At 71.5% G+C, this 18,707-nt stretch carries 18 protein-coding genes; 11 read left to right on the forward strand and 7 right to left on the reverse strand.

Annotated features, from left to right (window positions below):
• The first annotated feature begins 20 nt into the window (after nt 1-20).
• On the forward strand, nt 21-2,009 hold the full coding sequence (locus OVA15_RS00155) for a threonine/serine ThrE exporter family protein (RefSeq protein WP_268142309.1): 1,989 nt from the start codon (nt 21-23) through the stop codon (nt 2,007-2,009).
• Nucleotides 2,010-2,098: 89 nt separating this feature from the next.
• Here the strand turns inward: OVA15_RS00155 and OVA15_RS00160 are convergent, their stop codons facing one another.
• Nucleotides 2,099-2,947: a siderophore-interacting protein gene (locus OVA15_RS00160; protein ID WP_053448184.1), complete on the reverse strand. Its 849-nt coding sequence runs from the start codon at nt 2,945-2,947 to the stop codon at nt 2,099-2,101.
• 5 nt (nt 2,948-2,952) lie between these two features.
• The gene (locus OVA15_RS00165) at nt 2,953-3,648 is read right to left on the reverse strand and encodes a uracil-DNA glycosylase (protein ID WP_024289094.1); all 696 of its coding nucleotides are present in this window, start codon (nt 3,646-3,648) and stop codon (nt 2,953-2,955) included.
• An 81-nt stretch (nt 3,649-3,729) separates the two neighbouring features.
• Between OVA15_RS00165 and OVA15_RS00170 the strand changes: the two genes are divergently transcribed.
• The 7 genes from OVA15_RS00170 to OVA15_RS00200 all read left to right on the forward strand — a co-directional run bounded on the left by OVA15_RS00170 (nt 3,730) and on the right by OVA15_RS00200 (nt 10,832).
• Complete coding sequence (locus tag OVA15_RS00170; protein WP_024289093.1) at nt 3,730-4,437, forward strand: SDR family oxidoreductase; 708 nt, start codon at nt 3,730-3,732, stop codon at nt 4,435-4,437.
• The gene (locus OVA15_RS00175; protein ID WP_268142312.1) at nt 4,437-4,661 is read left to right on the forward strand and encodes a DUF3263 domain-containing protein; all 225 of its coding nucleotides are present in this window, start codon (nt 4,437-4,439) and stop codon (nt 4,659-4,661) included. The genes OVA15_RS00170 and OVA15_RS00175 overlap by 1 nt, the downstream gene beginning before the upstream one ends.
• A gap of 61 nt (nt 4,662-4,722) precedes the next feature.
• Nucleotides 4,723-5,430, forward strand: coding sequence for a LytR C-terminal domain-containing protein (locus tag OVA15_RS00180; protein WP_006215583.1), 708 nt, complete (start codon nt 4,723-4,725; stop codon nt 5,428-5,430).
• Nucleotides 5,427-6,098 carry a GNAT family N-acetyltransferase gene (locus OVA15_RS00185; protein ID WP_268142314.1) on the forward strand — a complete coding sequence of 224 codons (672 nt, stop codon included), beginning with the start codon at nt 5,427-5,429 and terminating at the stop codon, nt 6,096-6,098. The genes OVA15_RS00180 and OVA15_RS00185 overlap by 4 nt, the downstream gene beginning before the upstream one ends.
• Before the next feature lie 242 nt (nt 6,099-6,340).
• Complete coding sequence (gene groL / locus OVA15_RS00190; RefSeq protein WP_006215581.1) at nt 6,341-7,969, forward strand: chaperonin GroEL; 1,629 nt, start codon at nt 6,341-6,343, stop codon at nt 7,967-7,969.
• 255 nt (nt 7,970-8,224) lie between these two features.
• Nucleotides 8,225-9,229: a ribonuclease HI gene (locus tag OVA15_RS00195; protein WP_024289090.1), complete on the forward strand. Its 1,005-nt coding sequence runs from the start codon at nt 8,225-8,227 to the stop codon at nt 9,227-9,229.
• Nucleotides 9,230-9,296: 67 nt separating this feature from the next.
• Nucleotides 9,297-10,832 (forward strand): SulP family inorganic anion transporter, encoded by a 1,536-nt coding sequence (locus OVA15_RS00200; protein WP_268142316.1) that lies wholly within the window; start codon nt 9,297-9,299, stop codon nt 10,830-10,832.
• A gap of 123 nt (nt 10,833-10,955) precedes the next feature.
• Here the strand turns inward: OVA15_RS00200 and OVA15_RS00205 are convergent, their stop codons facing one another.
• The 4 genes from OVA15_RS00205 to OVA15_RS00220 form a co-directional block, all read right to left on the reverse strand.
• Nucleotides 10,956-13,067, reverse strand: a complete 2,112-nt coding sequence (locus tag OVA15_RS00205) for an ATP-binding protein (protein WP_326493247.1) — start codon at nt 13,065-13,067, stop codon at nt 10,956-10,958.
• 103 nt (nt 13,068-13,170) lie between these two features.
• The gene (locus OVA15_RS00210) at nt 13,171-13,884 is read right to left on the reverse strand and encodes a response regulator transcription factor (protein WP_006215577.1); all 714 of its coding nucleotides are present in this window, start codon (nt 13,882-13,884) and stop codon (nt 13,171-13,173) included.
• 84 nt (nt 13,885-13,968) lie between these two features.
• A complete protein-coding gene (locus OVA15_RS00215) occupies nt 13,969-14,589 on the reverse strand; it encodes a thymidine kinase (protein ID WP_006215576.1) in 621 nt (206 codons plus the stop codon).
• A gap of 41 nt (nt 14,590-14,630) precedes the next feature.
• Nucleotides 14,631-14,834, reverse strand: coding sequence for a hypothetical protein (locus tag OVA15_RS00220; RefSeq protein ID WP_006215575.1), 204 nt, complete (start codon nt 14,832-14,834; stop codon nt 14,631-14,633).
• A 325-nt stretch (nt 14,835-15,159) separates the two neighbouring features.
• On the opposite strand from OVA15_RS00220, the gene OVA15_RS00225 reads away from it, so the two are divergent.
• From OVA15_RS00225 to OVA15_RS00235, 3 genes are all read left to right on the forward strand, one after another.
• Nucleotides 15,160-15,543 (forward strand): cold-shock protein, encoded by a 384-nt coding sequence (locus OVA15_RS00225; RefSeq protein WP_053446928.1) that lies wholly within the window; start codon nt 15,160-15,162, stop codon nt 15,541-15,543.
• Nucleotides 15,544-15,625: 82 nt separating this feature from the next.
• Nucleotides 15,626-16,213: a DUF3027 domain-containing protein gene (locus OVA15_RS00230; protein ID WP_006215573.1), complete on the forward strand. Its 588-nt coding sequence runs from the start codon at nt 15,626-15,628 to the stop codon at nt 16,211-16,213.
• Nucleotides 16,210-17,439 (forward strand): MFS transporter, encoded by a 1,230-nt coding sequence (locus tag OVA15_RS00235; protein ID WP_006215572.1) that lies wholly within the window; start codon nt 16,210-16,212, stop codon nt 17,437-17,439. Before OVA15_RS00230 ends, OVA15_RS00235 begins: the two co-directional genes overlap by 4 nt.
• An 8-nt stretch (nt 17,440-17,447) precedes the next feature.
• On the opposite strand, the gene serC is transcribed toward OVA15_RS00235, so the two are convergent.
• On the reverse strand, nt 17,448-18,584 hold the full coding sequence (serC, locus tag OVA15_RS00240; RefSeq protein ID WP_137802079.1) for a phosphoserine transaminase: 1,137 nt from the start codon (nt 18,582-18,584) through the stop codon (nt 17,448-17,450).
• Nucleotides 18,585-18,707 lie beyond the last annotated feature (123 nt).

Here is an 18,707-nt window from a genome sequence, read left to right on the forward strand (position 1 = left end):
ACCATGGAGGAGAGTCCGCGGTGCCCCCAGCCACGCTCACCGGTTCCCTGACCAGCCTGACGGACGCATCCGAGCCGTCGGCTCTGCAGCCCTTCGGCCAGGAGGTCCGCCCCGGCTCCTATCCGAGCTCGGGATGGACGGACCTCGAGCAGCTGCCCGCGGATCCCTTCGGGCCGGACGCCCAGCTGAGCCTGCAGCAGTGGCTCAGCGACGACGACCTGGCGCCGATCCGGCCCACCGAGGCCCAGGCCGGACGCGCCCAGGCCCTGGCGGACGGTCAGCTCGGCGACGTGCTGGCACCGCGCGTCGAGGCGCTTCCAGTGCTCACGACCGAGGCCATCGAGCGCGACCGGCTGCAGCGGCAGTCGCCCGCCCAGACCGTCCCGATCGCCACGACGAGCCGTCGGCGCGCCTCACAGGAGTCCACGGGCCCGGTCTCGCGCCCGGACACCTCGATGCTGCCGGCCGTCGAGCCGACGGATCTCGGCAGCCAGCCGACCACGCAGATGCAGACGGCGGCCTACCCGTCGTCGAGCTCCGCAGCGACGGCGCCGCAGCCGCGGCGCTCGCGTCGCGTGCTCGAGTCGATCATGAAGCGCGACGCAGGGATGACCGCCGCCATGCCCATGGTCGAGCGGCTCACGGCCAGCCCGTTCGCGGGCCTGCGTCGGTACGCGAGCTCGGACGACCGAGAGGCCCGGCGCACCCTGAATTTCGCCCTGCGCCTGGCGGAGACGATGTTCCACTACGGCGCCGACGCACTGGACGTCGAGAACGCGGTCGTGGCCGTGTGCGCGACCTACGGCGTGGAGAACATCGAGGTCGACATCACCAACCAGTCGGTCACGATCAACTACGTCGCAGACGTCTCCGGCCTCGATGCCTCCGCGACCCGCGAGGACGTGTTCAACCACGCCGACACCACGAGCCACACCGTCATGCGCGTGGTGCGCTCGTCGTCGGACAACTACTCCGGTCTGGCGGACACGCACCGGCTGGTCACGGAGATCAGCCGAGGGAGGATGTCGCGCGAGGAGGCCCGCGAGCGGCTCCAGGCCATCAACTCCCGGCCCAAGCCCTACCCCAACTGGGTGGTCTCCCTGGCCACCATGGCTGCGGCATTCGCCATCACCCTGGGCATCGGCGGCGGCCTCACGGGCGCCACGATCTCGATGCTCTCGGCCGGCATGGTGGGCAAGATCGGGGCCGTGATGGGCCGACGCCGCGTGCCGGAGTTCTTCACCATGGTGGTCTCGGCCTTCGTCATCACCGTCATGGCGCTGCTGGGCTCCCAGATCGGCATCGAGATGTCGCCCCCGAAGGTGATCGCGGCCGGTCTGATCATGCTGATGCCCACCACCAGGTTCATGTCGACCATGCACGACGCGATCTCGGGCTTCCCCGTCACGGCCGCAGGGCGCGCGCTGTCCACGGGCATGGCCTTCGCAGGGATCGTCGCGGGGATCTACACGGGCATCGCGGTCATGGGGCTGATGGGCCAGGGAGGGCTGGACATCTCCCAGACGCAGTTCGAGCCGGCGGCGCCCTACTTCAACATCATCTGCATGACGCTGGCAGCCGGGCTGATCGCGATCAGCCTGCAGGCCTCGGCGCGGCACCTGCTGCCCGCAATGGTCGCCGGGCTCGGTGGCCTGCTGGCCTATCACCTGGTGGGGTGGGTCGGACTCGACGCGCGCCTGCAGGTGGTCTTCGGGGCCACGATGACGGGCGTGATCGGCGCCTACATCGCCGGGCGGCACCGCATCCCGTCCCTGGTGCTCGCGGTGCCGGGCATGACGTTCCTGCTGCCCGGGCTGTCGTTCTTCCGCGGCATGTACGCAGTGACGATCGAGGCCGAGACCACGGGCCACGGCGTCGTGTCGCTGGTGACGGCCATGACCACGATCCTGTCGATGGCCGCCGGGCTGGTCCTGGGCCAGCTGCTGATGCGCCCGTTCGTGCTCTCGGAGGATGCCCGGATCGGCATGCGTCGCAACCGCCGCCGCTGACTGACCGACCCCGCCTGCGCAGACGACGACGGCCGCGCACCCTCGCATGAGCAGGTGCGCGGCCGTCGTGCTGTGCGAGGGGAAGGGGATCAGACCTTGCCGACCGGGGTCTTCTTCTCGGCCTGGAAGGCGTCCTCGTCGCGGCCGCGGGCCCAGTAGCCCGACAGCGAGACCTGCGCCCGGTCCAGGCCGTGCTCCTCGAACAGGACGGGTCGGAGGGCCTTCATGGCCTCGCGCTCGCCGTGGGCGAAGACCTGGATGCCGTCCGTCGTGCCGGGCCACTGCGCCGTGCGCGCGGCCTCGACCAGGGCGGGGAAGCCGGCGGGGGCCTCGGCGCGGTGGATCCAGCGCAGGCTCCAGCCCGAGGGCACCTGGATGTCCAGGTGGTGATCGGCGTCCTGGACCTCGAGCAGGATCTCTCCGCGGGCGTCCTCCGGCATGGCCTCGACGTTGGCGAGCACCGCGGGGATCGCGGCCTCGTCGCCGAGCATGAGGCTCCAGGAGGCCTGTGGGTCGGGGATCCACTTGCCGCCGGGACCCACAGCGACGATCGTGTCGCCGGGCTGCGCTCCGGCCGCCCACGGCCCGGCCCAGCCGGAGTCGCCGTGCAGCGCGACGTCGATCCACAGCTGCCCGGCCTCGAGGTCCACGTGGCGCAGCGTCATGTGCCGGGTCACGGGAAGGTGCTCGCGCGGAAGCGTCTCGCGCAGGCTCCAGTAGTCGGGATGATCTCCCAGGCCCAGCTCGGGATCGAAGAACACGAGCTTGCAGTACTTCTCCGGCGGCTCGATGTCCCGGAAGGAGCTCGGATCGCCGATCGAGGCCACGATGCGCACCATCGACGGGGAGAGCTCCAGGCGCTGCACGACGGTCAGGTCGATCTGCGCCTTCGGCGGCTTTGCGGGAGCGGGCTGGTGCTGGGCGGGGTCGTCAGTCATGAGGCTTACCTTACCGACCAGTCGATCGGAGCCGCCCCCTGCTCCTCGAGCAGACGGTTGACCTGGGAGAACGGCCGCGAACCGAAGAAGCCGCGGGAGGCGGACAGGGGAGAGGGGTGCGTGGACTCCACGGTCGGGGCCGGGGCGAGCCAGGGGGCGCACTGGCGTGCGGGGCGTCCCCACAGCAGGCCCACGAGCGGGCCGCCGCGGGCCGCCAGGGCCCGGACCGCGCATTCGGTGACGGCCTCCCACCCCTTGCCGTGGTGGGAGGCAGGCACTCCGTCGCGCACCGTGAGGCACCTGTTGAGCAGCATGACGCCCTGGCGGCTCCATGCGCTGAGGTCCCCGTTCTCGGCCGGGGCGATCCCCAGGTCGTCGTGCAGCTCGCGGTAGATGTTCTGCAGGGACCGCGGCAGGGGGCGGACGTCCGGACGCACCGAGAACGACAGCCCCATGGCGTGGCCCGGGGTGGGGTACGGGTCCTGGCCCAGGATCAGCACGCGGACCTCGGCCATCGGCTCCTGGAAGGCCCGCAGGATCTCCGGGCCCGGCGGGAAGGTGCGCTGGCCCTGCGCATGCTCCTGGCGCAGGAAGTCGCCCATCCCGTGGATCGCGTCCTCCACGGGGCGCAGGGCCTCGGCCCAGTCCTCGGCCATGATCTCGGCGAGCTCGGGGCGGTCTGCGGAATCGGTGCTGGTCATGCGGACCACTCTAGGGACCGCCGCCCACGACGCCGGGGGGCGCCCCGCTGCGCTGTCGTGGCCGCGTTCTACAGTGGCGGCATGAGCGAGTCGAGCATGCCCACCGATCAGCGTCCCCTCGCCCTCGTCACCGGTGCCACCGGCGGCATCGGCCGGGCGGTCGTCGAGTCCCTGGCGGTCGATCACCGGGTCCTGGCCGTGGGCCGCGATGAGCACGCCCTGGCGCAGCTGCCGGAGGGGGCCGAGCCCGTGCGCGCCGAGCTCACGGACTTCCAGGCCCTGCCCGAGCTCGTGGACGGGCTCGAGCGGCTTGATGTCCTGGTCCACTGCGCCGCCCTGGGCCACCGGCTCTCGGTCGAGGACTCCCGCCCCCAGGACTGGCAGGCGCAGCTGGAGCTCAACGTCATGGTCCCCGCCGAGCTGACCCGGCTGGCCCTGCCCGCGCTGCGCCGCGCGCAGGGAACCGTGGTGCTCGTGAACTCCGGCGCCGGCTTCACCGCCAGCGGCGGCAACGCGGTCTACGCGGCCTCCAAGTTCGCGCTGAGGGCGCTGGCGGACTCGCTGCGCCAGGAGCTCGAACCGGACCTCGTGCGGGTGGCCTCGGTGCACCCCGGCCCCACGGACACCGAAATGCTGCGGGGGATCCACGACTCGATTGGGAAGCAGCACCGCCCGGAGGAGTACATCCTCCCCGAGTCGGTGGGCCGGGCCGTGCGTGCGGTCGTAGATGCCTCCCCGGATGTGCAGCTCACCTCGGTCTCGGTGCGCCCGCGCCAGGAGCAGCGCTGATGGGCGCGCAGGCGGGGGAGCTGGACGAGCAGCAGCGGGCGATCCTGGACCTGGAGAAGCGGCGCTTCAAGTACCAGGGGGCCAAGGAGCGGGCCATCGGCGCGCAGCTCGGGATGCCCGTGACGGAGTACTACCAGCGGCTCAACGCGCTGCTGGACACGGAGGCCGCCTGGGTGGCCGAGCCCGTCCTGGTGCGGCGGCTGCGCGAGCTGAGGGACTCGTGAGCGCGGTCCCGGCGGCTCGTCGCGGCGCATGAACGGGCTCCCGGATGGAAGGATGGCGCGCATGAGCGAACAGCCCCCGTGGTCCGATCCCGACCTGCATCCCCGCGACGTCTTCGACGACGTCCCGGAGGGCGGCCCTCGGCAGGGCGCGCACCGGCCCCGGGAGGCCGCAGCCCCCAAGACACCCGGGAGCCTGAAGGCCATGGTCATCGTGGGCTCCCTCGGCCTGCTGCTGGGCGCCTGCGCCTACGTCTTCTCGACCGTGAACCAGGACCGCGGCTCGAGCGCCGTCCAGGGCTCCGAGGACCAGGTCGCCGAGGATCCGAGCGGGTCGGCCGGGGCGGAGGACGGGGCGAGCGCCTCCGCCGCTCCCGAGGACGCCGAGCAGGTGGGCATCTTCAACGCCACCGACCTCGACGGCGTGGCCGGCGCTGCCAGCGAGGACCTCACGGCGCTGGACTGGGAGGTCATCGCCACCGGCAACTGGGGCATGCCCGTGGACGAGAGCGTGGTCTACTACGCGAGCGACGGCGTCACCGGGGACACCGAGGAGCAGGCCCGGCTCGTGGCCGATGCCCTGGGGATCGAGCAGGTCCAGGCCGACGACGCCATCGCCTATCCGCTGGTGGCAGTGATCGGAGACGACCTCGGCGAGGAGCTGGTGGGCGCAGGCCAGGAGCAGTCCTCCGCGCAGGGCGCCGCCGAGCTCCCGCAGGAAGGCGCCGGCGCCCAGGCGCTGGCGGCCGATCCGGCGGAGGCCCTCCGATGAGCGCGGCGGGGAACTCGCGCGCTGTCGAGCCGCTGGCCGTCGAGGGCCGGCGCGTGCGCCTGCGCGACTGGCGCGCCGATGACCTCCCCGTCTACGAGCGGTGGATCATGCCCCCGCCCGGCGGCGGCGAGCACGAGTGGCAGCGCACGGACGGGCCCTTCTACCTCAACTTCACCGCAGAATCGGCCCAGCGCTGGCTCGGGAAGCTGACGGAGCGGGTGCGTCAGGGCGACTGGCCCGCAGTGCGTGACACCGCGGTGATCGCCGAGCAGGGCACCGACCGGTTCCTGGGGCAGGTCTCCTGGTATCACGCGGAGGCCCCCACGGAGGATCCGGGTACGGGCACGCATCTGCTGCCGCTGCACTCGATCGGCGTGGCGATCTACCCGCCGGAGTACTGGTCCGGTGGGTACGGCTCGGAGGCCCTGCGCCTGTGGGTCGACCTGCTGTTCCGGACCAGCGGCGCCGACCGCGTCGACCTGGAGACCTGGAGCGGCAATCGCGGCATGTGCCGGGTGGCCCGGAAGCTCGGCTTCACCGAGGAGGCGCGGATCCGCAGGGCTCGTAAGGTGGCGGGGGAGCACTACGACCGGATGATCTACGGCATTCTGCGCGAGGAGTGGGAGCAGGTGCCGTGGCACGGGGCGTCCGCCCACGGTGAACCCTGAGCCGAACGCGCTCAGGGGTTTGCACTCGCAGGGGCCGAGTGCCAATAATGGACTTGGCACTCAGTCGAGCAGACTGCCAGCCGGCCCCGCTGCGGTCGGCGCAGCCGCTCGACCACGCAGTGGAAGCCACCGCCTCTCTGAGGGGCAGGCTCGGCGGGCAGATCCCGCAGGAGCCGGCGCCCCGTCCGTCGCGGGCAGCGGGTCGGTGGGAGTCAGACTGAACGTCCAGGAGGGACGAACACATGGCAAAGCTCATCGCATTCGACGAGGAGGCCCGCCGCGGTCTCGAGCGCGGCCTCAACACCCTGGCTGACGCCGTCAAGGTCACGCTCGGCCCGCGCGGCCGCAACGTCGTCCTGGAGAAGTCCTGGGGCGCTCCCACGATCACCAACGACGGCGTGTCCATCGCCAAGGAGATCGAGCTCGAGGACCCCTACGAGAAGATCGGCGCCGAGCTCGTCAAGGAGGTCGCCAAGAAGACTGATGACGTCGCCGGCGACGGCACCACCACCGCCACCGTGCTCGCCCAGGCGCTCGTGCGCGAGGGCCTGCGCAACGTGGCCGCCGGTGCTGACCCGCTCTCGCTCAAGCGCGGCATCGAGAAGGCCGTCGAGGCCGTCACCGCCGAGCTGCTCAGCTCCGCCAAGGAGATCGAGACCGAGGAGCAGATCGCGGCCACCGCGTCCATCTCGGCCGCGGATCCGGAGATCGGCCGCCTCATCGCCCAGGCCATGGAGAAGGTCGGCAAGGAGGGCGTGATCACGGTCGAGGAGTCCAACACCTTCGGGCTGGACCTCGAGCTGACCGAGGGCATGCGCTTCGACAAGGGCTACCTCTCCGGCTACTTCGTCACGGACGCCGACCGCCAGGAGGCCGTCCTCGAGGATCCCTACATCCTCATCGTCAACTCGAAGATCTCGGCCGTGAAGGATCTCGTCCCGGTCCTGGAGAAGGTCATCCAGTCGGGCAAGCCGCTGATGATCATCGCCGAGGACGTCGAGGGCGAGGCGCTGGCCATGCTGGTGCTGAACAAGATGCGCGGCTCCGTGAAGTCCGTGGCCGTCAAGGCTCCGGGCTTCGGCGACCGCCGCAAGGCCCAGCTGGCGGACATCGCCATCCTGACCGGCGGCCAGGTCATCACCGAGGAGGTCGGCCTCTCGCTCGAGACCGCCACCCTGGACCTGCTGGGCACCGCCCGCAAGGTCGTCGTGACCAAGGACGAGACCACCATCGTCGACGGCGCCGGCTCCGCCGAGGAGATCGAGGGCCGCGTGGCCCAGATCCGCGCCGAGATCGAGAATTCGGACTCGGACTACGACCGCGAGAAGCTGCAGGAGCGCCTGGCCAAGCTGGCCGGCGGCGTCGCCGTGCTGAAGGCCGGCGCGGCCACCGAGGTCGAGCTCAAGGAGCGCAAGCACCGCATCGAGGACGCTGTGCGCAACGCCAAGGCCGCTGTGGAGGAGGGCATCGTCGCCGGCGGCGGCGTCGCCCTGATCCAGGCCGGCGAGACCGCCTTCGGCCAGCTGCAGCTCAGCGGCGACGAGGCCACCGGCGCGAACATCGTGAAGGTCGCCATCGACGCTCCGCTCAAGCAGATCGCCTTCAACGCCGGGCTCGAGCCGGGCGTCGTGGCGGCCAAGGTGCGCGGCCTCGAGAAGGGCTGGGGCCTCAACGCGGCCACCGGCGAGTACGAGGACCTCTTGGCCGCGGGCATCAACGACCCGGTCAAGGTCACCCGCTCCGCCCTGCAGAACGCCGGCTCGATCGCCGGTCTGTTCCTCACCACCGAGGCCGTCGTGGCGGACAAGCCGGAGCCGGCCGGTGCCGGCGGCGGCGAGGACCCCATGGGCGGCATGGGCGGCATGATGTGATGACGCCTCGACGTCATCGCTGAACGCGCCTGAGCGCAGCCCAGCGAGTCCGACGGGCCCCGTCTCCAACCTCGGGAGGCGGGGCCCGTCGTCATGTCCGGGGGTGGACCCGACGAGCGTCTGCGCTGCCGGCCGGTGCCGCAGGCGTCCCAGGGTGCGGTGCGACCGCCCTGCCGACGGGAGCCTGTCGGGGCAGCCCGAGCCGCGGCGCCGGACGGGGCCGTGCTGTCGGTGGGACGTGCCACAGTGTTCGGCATGACGATCATCGCTGCCGCCGACGGCTCCGCCCTGGGCAATCCCGGCCCGGCCGGCTGGGCCTGGTACATCGACGACTCCAACTGGCGCAGCGGGGGCTGGCCGCATGGCACGAACAACATGGGCGAGCTCCAGGCCGTGCTGGACCTGCTCGAATCCACGCAGGAGCTCGGCGAGCCCCTGCGGGTGCTGTGCGACAGCCAGTACGTCATCAACTCGATCACCAAGTGGATGAAGGGCTGGAAGAAGAAGGGCTGGAAGAAGAGCGACGGCAAGCCGGTGCTCAACGTCGAGCTCATGAAGGCGCTGGACGCCGCCATGCAGGGCCGGGACGTGACCTTCGAATGGGTCAAGGGCCACGCGGGCCACGAGCTGAACGAGGCCGCCGACGCCCGAGCCAACGCCGCCGCCAAGGCCTTTCAGGCCGGCCGCGCGCCGGAGGAGGGGCCGGGGCTGGCGCTGGGCTCGGACGCGGCCGCGCCCTCAGCTGCTGCGGCGCCGGCAGGCCCTGCGGCTTCTGCCGAGCCCGCGGCCGCCACAGGCGCCGCAGCGGGGGACCAGGCCGGTCCCGCAGGCAGCGGCGCAGCCGATCCCCGTGCGGAGGCAGAGGAGCAGGTGGGGGACCCGGATCCCGATCTGCTCTCGAGCCTGGAGGACCAGTCGGAGGACCTGGCCGCCGCTCCGAGCCCCGCGCAGGAGGTCTTCGGCCTGGAGCGCGGACGCATCCGCGAGGGCCTGCCGTCCGCGACCCTCCACCCGGAGGCGGTGCTCATCGACTCGGACGGGCGCCCCGGCGATCCCGCGAGCGTCTCCCGGGGCGACGACTCCGCCGACCTGCATCTGGTGGACCTGCTGGCCCTGAGCGGGCGCGCTGTGCAGACAACGATCCATGTCCTGGGCTCCACGGGCTCGGCGGTGCACACCGCGCTGTGGACGCGCGAGGACTCCCGCAGCGAACTGGGACAATGGCTGCTGCGCCACCTCCAGGTGACGCTCGAGTCCTGAACAGCCCCGCGGCGCACCTGCCGGCGGCGGGGTCCCTGCCCTTCCCCGTCTCAGGAGCCCCGTCCGCATGAGCTCACCGTCCGCCCAGGCCTCGCCCTCGCCGCTGCAGCGCCAGTCCGTGCTGTGGAGCCTGCGCTCGCCGCGAGCCCTGCGCACCGAGCTGCTGGCGGGACTCGTCGTGGGCCTGGCGCTGATCCCGGAGGCGATCGCCTTCTCCGTGATCGCCGGGGTCGATCCGCGGGTGGGGCTCTTCGCCTCCTTCACCATGGCGGTGACCATCTCGATCGTCGGCGGCCGACCCGCCATGATCTCGGCGGCCACCGGTGCCGTCGCCCTGGTCGTCGCGCCCCTGGTGGCCTCCCACGGGGTCGAGCACCTGATCGCATGCGTGATCCTCGCCGGGATCCTGCAGGTGCTCCTGGCAGTGGTCGGACTGCCCAAGCTCATGCGCTTCGTGCCGCGGCAGGTCATGGTGGGCTTCGTCAACGGGCTGGCGATCATCGTCTTCACGTCCCAGCTCCCCGAGCTGCTCGGCGTGCCGTGGATGGTCTACCCGCTCGTGGCCCTGGGCCTGCTGATCACCTTCGGTCTGCCGCGGCTGAGCCGGGCGGTGCCGTCCCCGCTCGCGGCGGTCGTCGTGGTGACCCTCCTGGCGGTGCTGGCCTCGATCGCCGTGCCGACCGTGGGGGACAAGGGCGAGCTGCCGCGCGAGCTGCCGGTACTGGGACTGCCGGAGGTCCCCTGGACGTTCGAGACGCTGCAGGTGATCTTCCCGTACGCCCTGTCCATGGCGGTCGTGGGACTGCTCGAGTCGCTGCTGACCGCCAAGCTGGTGGACGACATCACCGACACCCCGTCCTCCAAGACCCGCGAGACCTGGGGGCAGGGCGCTGCGAACATCGTGACGGGGCTCTTCGGCGGGATGGGCGGCTGCGCGGTGATCGGGCAGACCATGATGAACGTCAACGCCTCGGGCGCCCGCACGCGGATCTCCACGGCCTCGGCGGGCATCTTCCTGCTGGTGCTCGTGATCGCACTGGGAGACGTCGTGGCCGTGATCCCCATGGCCGCACTCGCCGCGGTGATGATCTACGTGGCGCTGACCTCGTTCGACTGGCACAGCATCCACCCGCGTACCCTTCGCACGCTGCCGCGCAGCGAGGTCGCGGTCATGGTCATCACGACCGTGGTCATCGTGGTCTCGCACAATCTGGCGATCGGCGTGGGCGCAGGAGTGCTGGCTGCCATGGTCCTGTTCAGCCGCCGCGTGGCCCACACCGTGCGCGTCCACCGCTTCCCGGGCCGGGTGGGCGAGGACCTCGTCACCACGGCCCCCAGCGAGGACATGGTCACCTACGTGGTGGACGGCGAGCTGTTCTTCGCCTCCTCGAACGACCTCTACACGCAGTTCGACTACGCCCGGGACCCGCAGCACGTGCGCATCGACCTGAGCCGGGCGCACATCTGGGATGCCTCCACGGTCGCCGCGCTGGATTCGATCCGGGAGAAGTACGACCGCCACGGCGTGCAGGTGGAGATCGTGGGCCTGGATCGGCTCAGCTCCGGTCTGCACGATCGGCTGACCCGCCGTCCCCGCGGCTGAGCTGACGCCCCCGCGACTGAGCCGTCGTCTCTCTGCCCGGCCGGCGGCCGCGAGGACCTCTCGGGCCATGCTCGCCCTCGGAAGCGGCCTGCGCCGGTCGCTCTGCGAGCCGTGGACGGACCCTCAGCTGTGCGAGGAGCCGCCGCTGCGGTCGTCGCGCGGTGCCCCGGGATCTGGGCCGGACAGATCCGGCAGCTCGCCGGTCTCGTCGATGATGCTGGGATCGTCCTCGTCGATCTCGGGGATCGGAGGCAGGCCGTCGTCGCCGAACGGGGCGTCGTCTCGGGTCTCGCGTCCAGCAGTGCCTGCTTCGGCATCTGCGGCGCGGGCGGGCTGAGCCTGCTCGACCGGCGACGCCCCCGCAGCCGTCGAGGCGCGAGCGGAATCTCCCGCCTCGAAGCCGTCGGCATCGGACGCGCCGGCACCGGTGGCCTCGGCTGCCGAACCGGGCTCGACCGGGGAGTCTCCGGCCGAGGGCACTGTCGTCTCGCCGCGGCGGGCGGCACGGCGCATCCGACGACCGCTCGAGGCGGAAGCGGGACCGGATTCCTCGGCGGCCTGGCGCTGCCGTTCGAGCTGCTCCTCGGTGGGTGCGCTGCGCCGCCTGGAGGGGGTCCACGCACCGCGCGAGAACCAGGTCCCCGACTCCCCGCGGGAGGCCCTGGGAGCCTCAGCGCCGCTGGAGCGCAGGGCCTGGTCCGCGGGGTCGTCGGCGTCGGCCGCGCGCTCGATCGCGGCCTCGGCGGACTCTCCGCCGGGCAGGGTGACCACGAATGTCGCGCCGCCGCCGGGGGTCTCCTCGAGGGTGACCACTCCGCCGTGCTGGCCCACCACCGAGGCCACGATCGACAGGCCCAGCCCGGTGCCGCCGGTCTCGCGGGTGCGGGAGGTGTCCGCGCGGTAGAAGCGCTCGAAGATCCGAGTGCGGTCGGGGCCCTTGATGCCGGGACCGTGGTCGCGGATCTTCAGCTGCGCCAGCCAGGTCGGCGCGGACTCGTCATCCGGGACGGAGGGCTGCTGCTCCTGCGGCACGGCGTCGAACGAGGGGTTCTCCACGATGATCTCGAGGTCTGTTCCCTGCGGCGTGTAGCGCACGGCGTTGGTCATCAGGTTGACCACGACCTGGCGCAGACGGGCGTCATCGCCGCGGGTCCACACCGGCGCGGCGGCGCTGTCGTCCGGGCCGAGCACCGTGATGCGGCGATCCGGCCAGGCCGCCGCGAAGTCGGCGGCGGCATCGTGGGCCAGGACCAGCAGGTCGACGTCGGTGATCTCGAGGGCTCGGCCGTTGTCCACCCGGGCCAGCGAGAGGAGGTCCTCGACCAGCTGGGTCATGCGCGTGGCCTCGGATTCGATGCGCCCCATGGCCTGAGAGACCTTCTCTTCATCGTCCAGGGCGCCGTGGCGGTAGAGCTCGGAGTATCCGCGGATCGACACGAGGGGAGTGCGCAGCTCGTGGGAGGCATCGGCCACGAACTGGCGCAGCCGGTTCTCGGAGTGGGTCCGGGCGTCGAAGGCGTCCTCGATCTGCCCGAGCATGCGGTTCAGCGACATCGACAGCTGACCGACCTCGGTCGCGGAGCTGTAGCCGGAGATGCGCTGGGACAGGTCGCCGGCGGCGATCGCGGCAGCGGTGGCCTCGACCCGCTTCAGCGGTGTGAACGCCCGCGTGATGAGGATCCAGCCGACCGTCAGGGCCACCAGGAGGGTGGCCACCCCGAAGCTCAGGGTCAGCAGCGTCACCGCCGAGATCATGCCGTTGGCCCAGCCCAGCGGCTCGGCCGTCACGACGGTGTAGTCCGAATCGGCCTGGGGGGCTGCCACCACGCGCCAGGAGCCGTCCTCGCCGTCGGCGGAGCGCACCGTCATCCCGGACTGCTCCGTCTGCAGGACGAGCTCGCGGGTGAAGCTGGAGAGGTCCGGCTCGCCCGGGTCGACCGGGCCGGGGGCGGTGGAGCCCACCTGGGCGACGATCTCGCCGTCGGAGTCGAGCAGGTAGCCCCGCTTGGACACGTTGACGGTGGGCGATCCGATCATGTCCGACATCAGCGCGGTCGACACGGTGCCCAGCGACTCGCGCAGCTCGTTGTCGATCGAGTTGACGAGCGAGTCGCGCACCACGGAGATCGACACGAAGCTCGTCAGCAGGATCGACGGCATCAGCAGCAGGCCGGTGAGGACCATCAGCTGGGTCCGCAGCGACGACGAGCGCCACCACGCTGTGAGCTTCTCCACGGTTCAGACCTCCGTCGACGGCAGGCGGACGACGGTCATCTTGTCAGGACGACGGGCGGCGCCGCCGGAGGCGGACACCGCCCGGTGAGGGCTGCAGATGGGCTCAGCCGTTCTTGTGGGCCGTGCGCAGCAGGTATCCGACGCCGCGCTTGGTGTGGATCAGCGGGGGAAGATCCGGATCGTTGTCGATCTTGCGGCGCAAGTAGGAGATGTAGGACTCGACGATCGAGGCGTCTCCGTTGAAGTCGTACTCCCACACGTGATCCAGGATCTGGGCCTTGGACAGCACGCGGTTGGGATTGAGCATCAGGTAGCGCAGCAGCTTGAACTCGGTGGGCGACAGATCGATCTCGCGCTCGCCGCGGAAGACCTCGTGGGCGTCGTCGTCGAGGACCAGGTCGTCCACGCGCAGGCGCGAGTCGTCCTCCTCGGCCGGGGCCGAGCGGCGCAGGACGGCGCGGATGCGGGCCACGACCTCGTCCAGGCTGAACGGCTTGGTGACGTAGTCGTCGCCGCCGACGGTCAGGCCCTGGACCTTGTCCTCGGTGTCGTCCTTGGCGGTCAGGAAGACGATGGGGAAGGTGCGGCCCTCGGCGCGCAGCTTCCTCGTGACGGCGAAGCCGTCCAGATCCGGGAGCATGACGTCCAGGACGGCCAGATCGGGGCTCTCCTCCTGGGCGCGGGTGATGGCATCGCGGCCATTGGCGGCGGTGACGACCTCGAAGCCCGCGAACTTCAGCGAGGTGGCGAGGAGTTCGAGGATGTTGGGCTCGTCGTCGACGACCAGGAGCTTTGCTTCAGGGTTGCTGTTGTTCACGCGACCCAGTGTCTCGGAGTCTCCTGGACGTCCTCTGGATGCTTTGAGGACGTTTCATGGAAGTCGTGGGCCGTGGGGCAGGGCTCAGCCCAGCTGCCCGCCGCTGCGCTCGAGGTAGCAGGAGGCGCACAGGGACTCGTAGGCCACCTCGCCGTCGATCGCGACCTGCTCTCCGTCCAGCACCATGCCGCCGTCCGAGGTGCGGGCGTTGAACATCGCCTTGCGGCCGCAGCGGCAGATGGTCTTGAGCTCCTCGAGCGTGTGCGCGATCTCCATCAGCCTCCCCGAACCGGGGAAGGAGCGGGTGCGGAAGTCGCCGCGGATCCCGTAGGCCAGCACCGGCACGGAATCGAGCACGGCGATGCGCAGCAGGTCGTCCACCTGCTGCGGGCTCAGGAACTGGGCCTCGTCCACGAGCAGGCACGCCACGGGCGGGAGCTCGACGGTTGCCAGCAGGGCCTCCGGGTCGCGGCCCGCGGCGGCCTGGCGGAAGCGGGCGCGGACGTCGTCGTGGGGTCCGAGCAGGAGGTCGACGGAGCGGGCGAGGCCCAGCCTGGAGGTGATGGTGGACTCGCCCTTCGTGTCCACGGAGGGCTTGGCCAGCAGCACGCGCTGGTCGCGCTCCTCGTAGTTGAACGCCGCCTGCAGCAGTGCGGTGGACTTGCCGGAGTTCATGGCCCCGTAGCGGAAGTACAGCTTGGCCATCTCAGCTCCGGTGCAGCAGGGGCAGGCTCGTGCTCACGACGTCAGCTGCGGGCACGGCGGATCGCGTTGCGCACCAGCAGCACGAACAGCAGGACGACCGACAGCGGGAAGGCGACCAGCGCGTAGCGGGTGAACCAGGGCCAGATCTCGCCGCCGCCCACGATCCACTTGGTGATCAGCATGGCGGCCATGGCCGCCCCGGAGCTCACCGCCAGCACGACCGTGGCCCAGGCCAGCGCATCCATGCCTCCGGGCTGCCTGCCGGCGGCGGAGGATGCGGTGCCGGAACGGGCAGGGGGAATCGAAGGGGAGGACTCGGCGGGCATGGATCCAGGGTACAGCCGAGCCCGGCACGGGCGCCGAGGCACCGTCTGGAGTACGATGGGATGTTCTGCCGGTCCCCGAGCAGAGCGCGCCCGCCGGGGCTCGAGCCGTCTGCTCGAGCAGCGGGCCGCCGCAGGGACCGCGCAGGCGGCGTGCCCTGTCCGGAAGGGATCTCCGCGGCCGAGCACGCACCCGGAACACCCCGCGAGGCCGCTGCCTCGCCACGAGAAGCAGAGGATGTGCACAGTGCCCACCGGCAAGGTGAAGTGGTTCAACCAGGAGAAGGGCTTCGGATTCCTGGCCGACGACAATGGCGGCGAGGTCTTCCTCCACGTCTCGGCGCTGCCCGAGGGCATGGACACCGTCGCGCCCGGGACCCGCATGGAGTTCGGCGTGGCCGAAGGCCGTCGCGGAGCCCAGGCCCTGCAGGCCACCGTGCTGGGCAGGACCCCGTCCGTGGCCCGGAACAATCGCATGCCGGCCGAGCAGATGGCCGAGATCAGCCAGGACCTGGTGACGCTGCTGGACGGGATCTCGGAGGGGCTGCAGCACGGCCGCTACCCGGATCGCGCCCACGGGCAGAAGATCGCCAAGATCCTGCGCACGGTCGCGGATAATCTGGACGCCTGAGACCTCCTGCGGCGGGCCGCTCGCGCCTGGCGCCTGCCCGCCGCGGGAGGCAGCACATGGAACACGACGACTAGGGGCATCGGTGACCGATCAGTCCACCACCACTCACGACCAGGGCCCCGAGCGCAGCCCGGACGTCCAGCTCGCCGCGCGCCGGGATCTCGCCCTGGCGGCTCTGCGCTCGATCGTGCCGGCCGATGAGATCGGCGAGGGCCACCGTGTGCGCGCCGACGGCGAGCTGCTGGTCACGCACCTCTTCCCGGCTACGGCCCGGGGCAGCCGCGGCTGGGAGTGGTACGTCACGCTGACCCGTGTGCCCGGCTCCGAGGAGGCCACGGTCTGCGAATCCGGCATGCTGCCCGGTGAGGACGCCCTCCTGGCCCCGGCCTGGGTCCCCTGGTCAGAGCGCGTGCTCGACAGCGACCACGACGAGGATCGAGAGGGCGAGCCTGGGGCCGAGCCCGACGAGACCGAGGAGTCCGACGGGTCGGAGGAGTCCGACACCGATGACGGCTCCGACCAGGAGGAGCCCGAGGACTCGGAGTCCGAGGACCAGGAGCGCCCCGACCCGCAGGAGCGGGACCCCGATCGCGACGCGGCCCAGGCCGACTCCCGTGATCACGGGCAGGACGGCTCGGAGCAGAGCCCGGGGATCGATCCCGCTCCGTGAGCGAGGCACCCGCGACCGGCGCGTTCCGGTCCCTGCGCGTGCCCAACTACCGCCGCTGGTACGCGGGCTCCCTGCTGTCGAACACCGGCACGTGGATGCAGCGCACGGCGCAGTCCTGGCTCGTGTTCGACGAGCTGACCGACCATGACGCGAGAGCCATGGGGCTGGTGCTCGCCCTGCAGTTCCTGCCGCAGCTGCTGATCTCGCCGTGGGCCGGGCTGCACGCCGACCGCGCGGACAGCCGCCGGGTCCTGCTGGTCACGCAGACGCTGATGGGCGTCCTGGCGCTGGGCCTGGGAGCGCTGGTGCTCTCCGGCGCGGTCACGCTGAGCTGGGTGATGGCCTTCGCCCTGGCCCTGGGCGTCACCACGACCTTCAGCGCCCCGGTGCGCCAGACCTTCGTGGCCAGCCTGGTCGGGGACCGCGACCTGTCCAATGCGGTGGCGCTGAACTCGACGGCCTTCAACGCGGCCCGTCTGCTCGGTCCGGCCGCCGCCGGGGTGCTCATCGCGCAGGTGGGCACGGGATGGGTCTTCCTGCTCAACAGCCTGACCTTCGCCGCCATGATCACCGCCATCCTTCGCCTGGATCGGGATCGGCTGCATCCACGGGAGCGCACGCCCAAGGGCCCCGGCCAGATCCGGGAGGGCTTCCGCTACGTCCGGCAGCGCCCGGATCTGCTGGCCGTGCTGCTCACCGTCTTCCTGCTGGGCACGCTCGGGCTGAACTACGCGATCTTCCTGGCGGCCATGACCGGCACGGTCTTCGGGCTCGGGTCCCAGGCGTTCGGCCTCCTGAACTCCGTGCTCGCGGTGGGGACCCTGCTGGGGGCTCTGCTGGCGGCGCGCCGTCCCCGCGCCAGGCTGAGGACGCTTTATGCCGGTGCGGCGATATTCGCGCTGAGCTCGCTGCTGGCCGCGCTGGCACCCACGCCGCTGCTGTTCGGCCTGTGCCTGATCCCGCTGGGCATGGCGTCGCTGACCATGACGACGACGGCCAACGCCTATGTCCAGACCATGACGGAGCCGCGCTTCCGCGGGCGGGTCATGAGCCTGTACACGGCGATCCTCATGGGCGGCACCCCGATCGGAGCGCCGCTGATCGGGTGGGTCATCGACACGGCCGGCCCGCGTTGGGGGCTGGGCGCCGCCGTCCTGGCAGGGGCTGCCGGGGCCTGCGTGGGCCTGCTCCACCGGCGGCGCCTGCGCGCCGAGCCGGGCGGCTGATCAGGGACTCAGAGCTGTTCGATCAGCGCGTCCAGGCAGGCCAGCAGCTTCTGGACGTCCGAGGGCTCGACCGCGGTGAAGGTGGCGATCCGCAGCTGGTTGCGGCCCAGCTTCCGGTACGGCTCCACATCCACGACGCCGTGGGCGCGCAGCGCCGAGCTGAGCACCGAGGCGTCGATGCTGTCGTCGAAGTCCACGGTCACGACTACGGGGGAGCGGTCCTCGACGGCTGCGGCGAAGGGCGCGGCATGGGGGTGCGCCTCGGCCCAGTCGTAGATCAGCCCGGAGCTGCGCGCCGTGCGCTCGGCGGCCCAGTCCATGCCGCCCTGGTCGTTGAGCCAGCGCACCTGCTCGTCGAGCATCACGAGCGTGGCAAGGGCCGGGGTGTTGTACGTCTGGTCCTTGCGCGAGTTCTCCAGGGCCGCCCCCAGGGACAGGAAGGCCGGTATCCAGCGCTCGGAGGCGGCCACGGACTCGATCCGCTCGATCGCCGCCGGCGAGAACGCGCCGAACCACAGCCCGCCGTCCGAGGCGAAGTTCTTCTGCGGCGAGAAGTAGTAGACGTCCGTCTCGGAGAGATCCACGGCCATGCCCCCGGCGGCCGAGGTGGCATCGACCACGACCAGCGGATCCGCCGCGCTGCGTGCCGGGGCCAGGCCCTCGGGGCGCACGACGGGGGCGGCCACGCCCGTGGAGGTCTCGTTCTGCGGCCAGGCGTAGACGTCGATCCCGTCTTCGAGCTGCACGGAGGTGCGCGTGCCGGGCTCCGCACGGCGGATCGACGACGGCTGCAGGAACGGGGCGCCGTCGGTGACCTCGGCGAACTTGGCGCCGAACTCCCCGAAGGCCGCGTGCTGTGCGCGCTCGCGCACCAGGCCCAGGGCCGCGGCATCCCAGAAGGCGGAGGCTCCGCCCATGCCCAGCAGGATCTCGTAGCCGTCAGGGACGCGGAGGAACTCGCCCAGGCCCTCGCGAAGGCCGCCCACCAGGCCGCGCACCGGGGCCTGCCGGTGGGATGTGCCCATGAGCTGACGATGGGCTCGGGCGACCGCTCCCATCTGCTCCTCGCGGACCTTGGAGGGTCCGGCGCCGAAGCGCCCATCGACGGGCAGCAGGCTGTCGGGGATCGTGAGGCGGTCGGTCACGGGCGGTGCTCCTGGGACGAGGGATCGGGCGGAGGACCGGCAGGACCCTCCGTCCGGCCATTGTGCCGCACGGAGCCGATGCGCTGTCGGGGGATCTGCGTAGACTCCTGCGATGAACCGGCA

The sequence above is a fragment of the Kocuria sp. SL71 genome (assembly GCF_026672465.1).
GTDB lineage: Bacteria > Actinomycetota > Actinomycetes > Actinomycetales > Micrococcaceae > Kocuria > Kocuria palustris.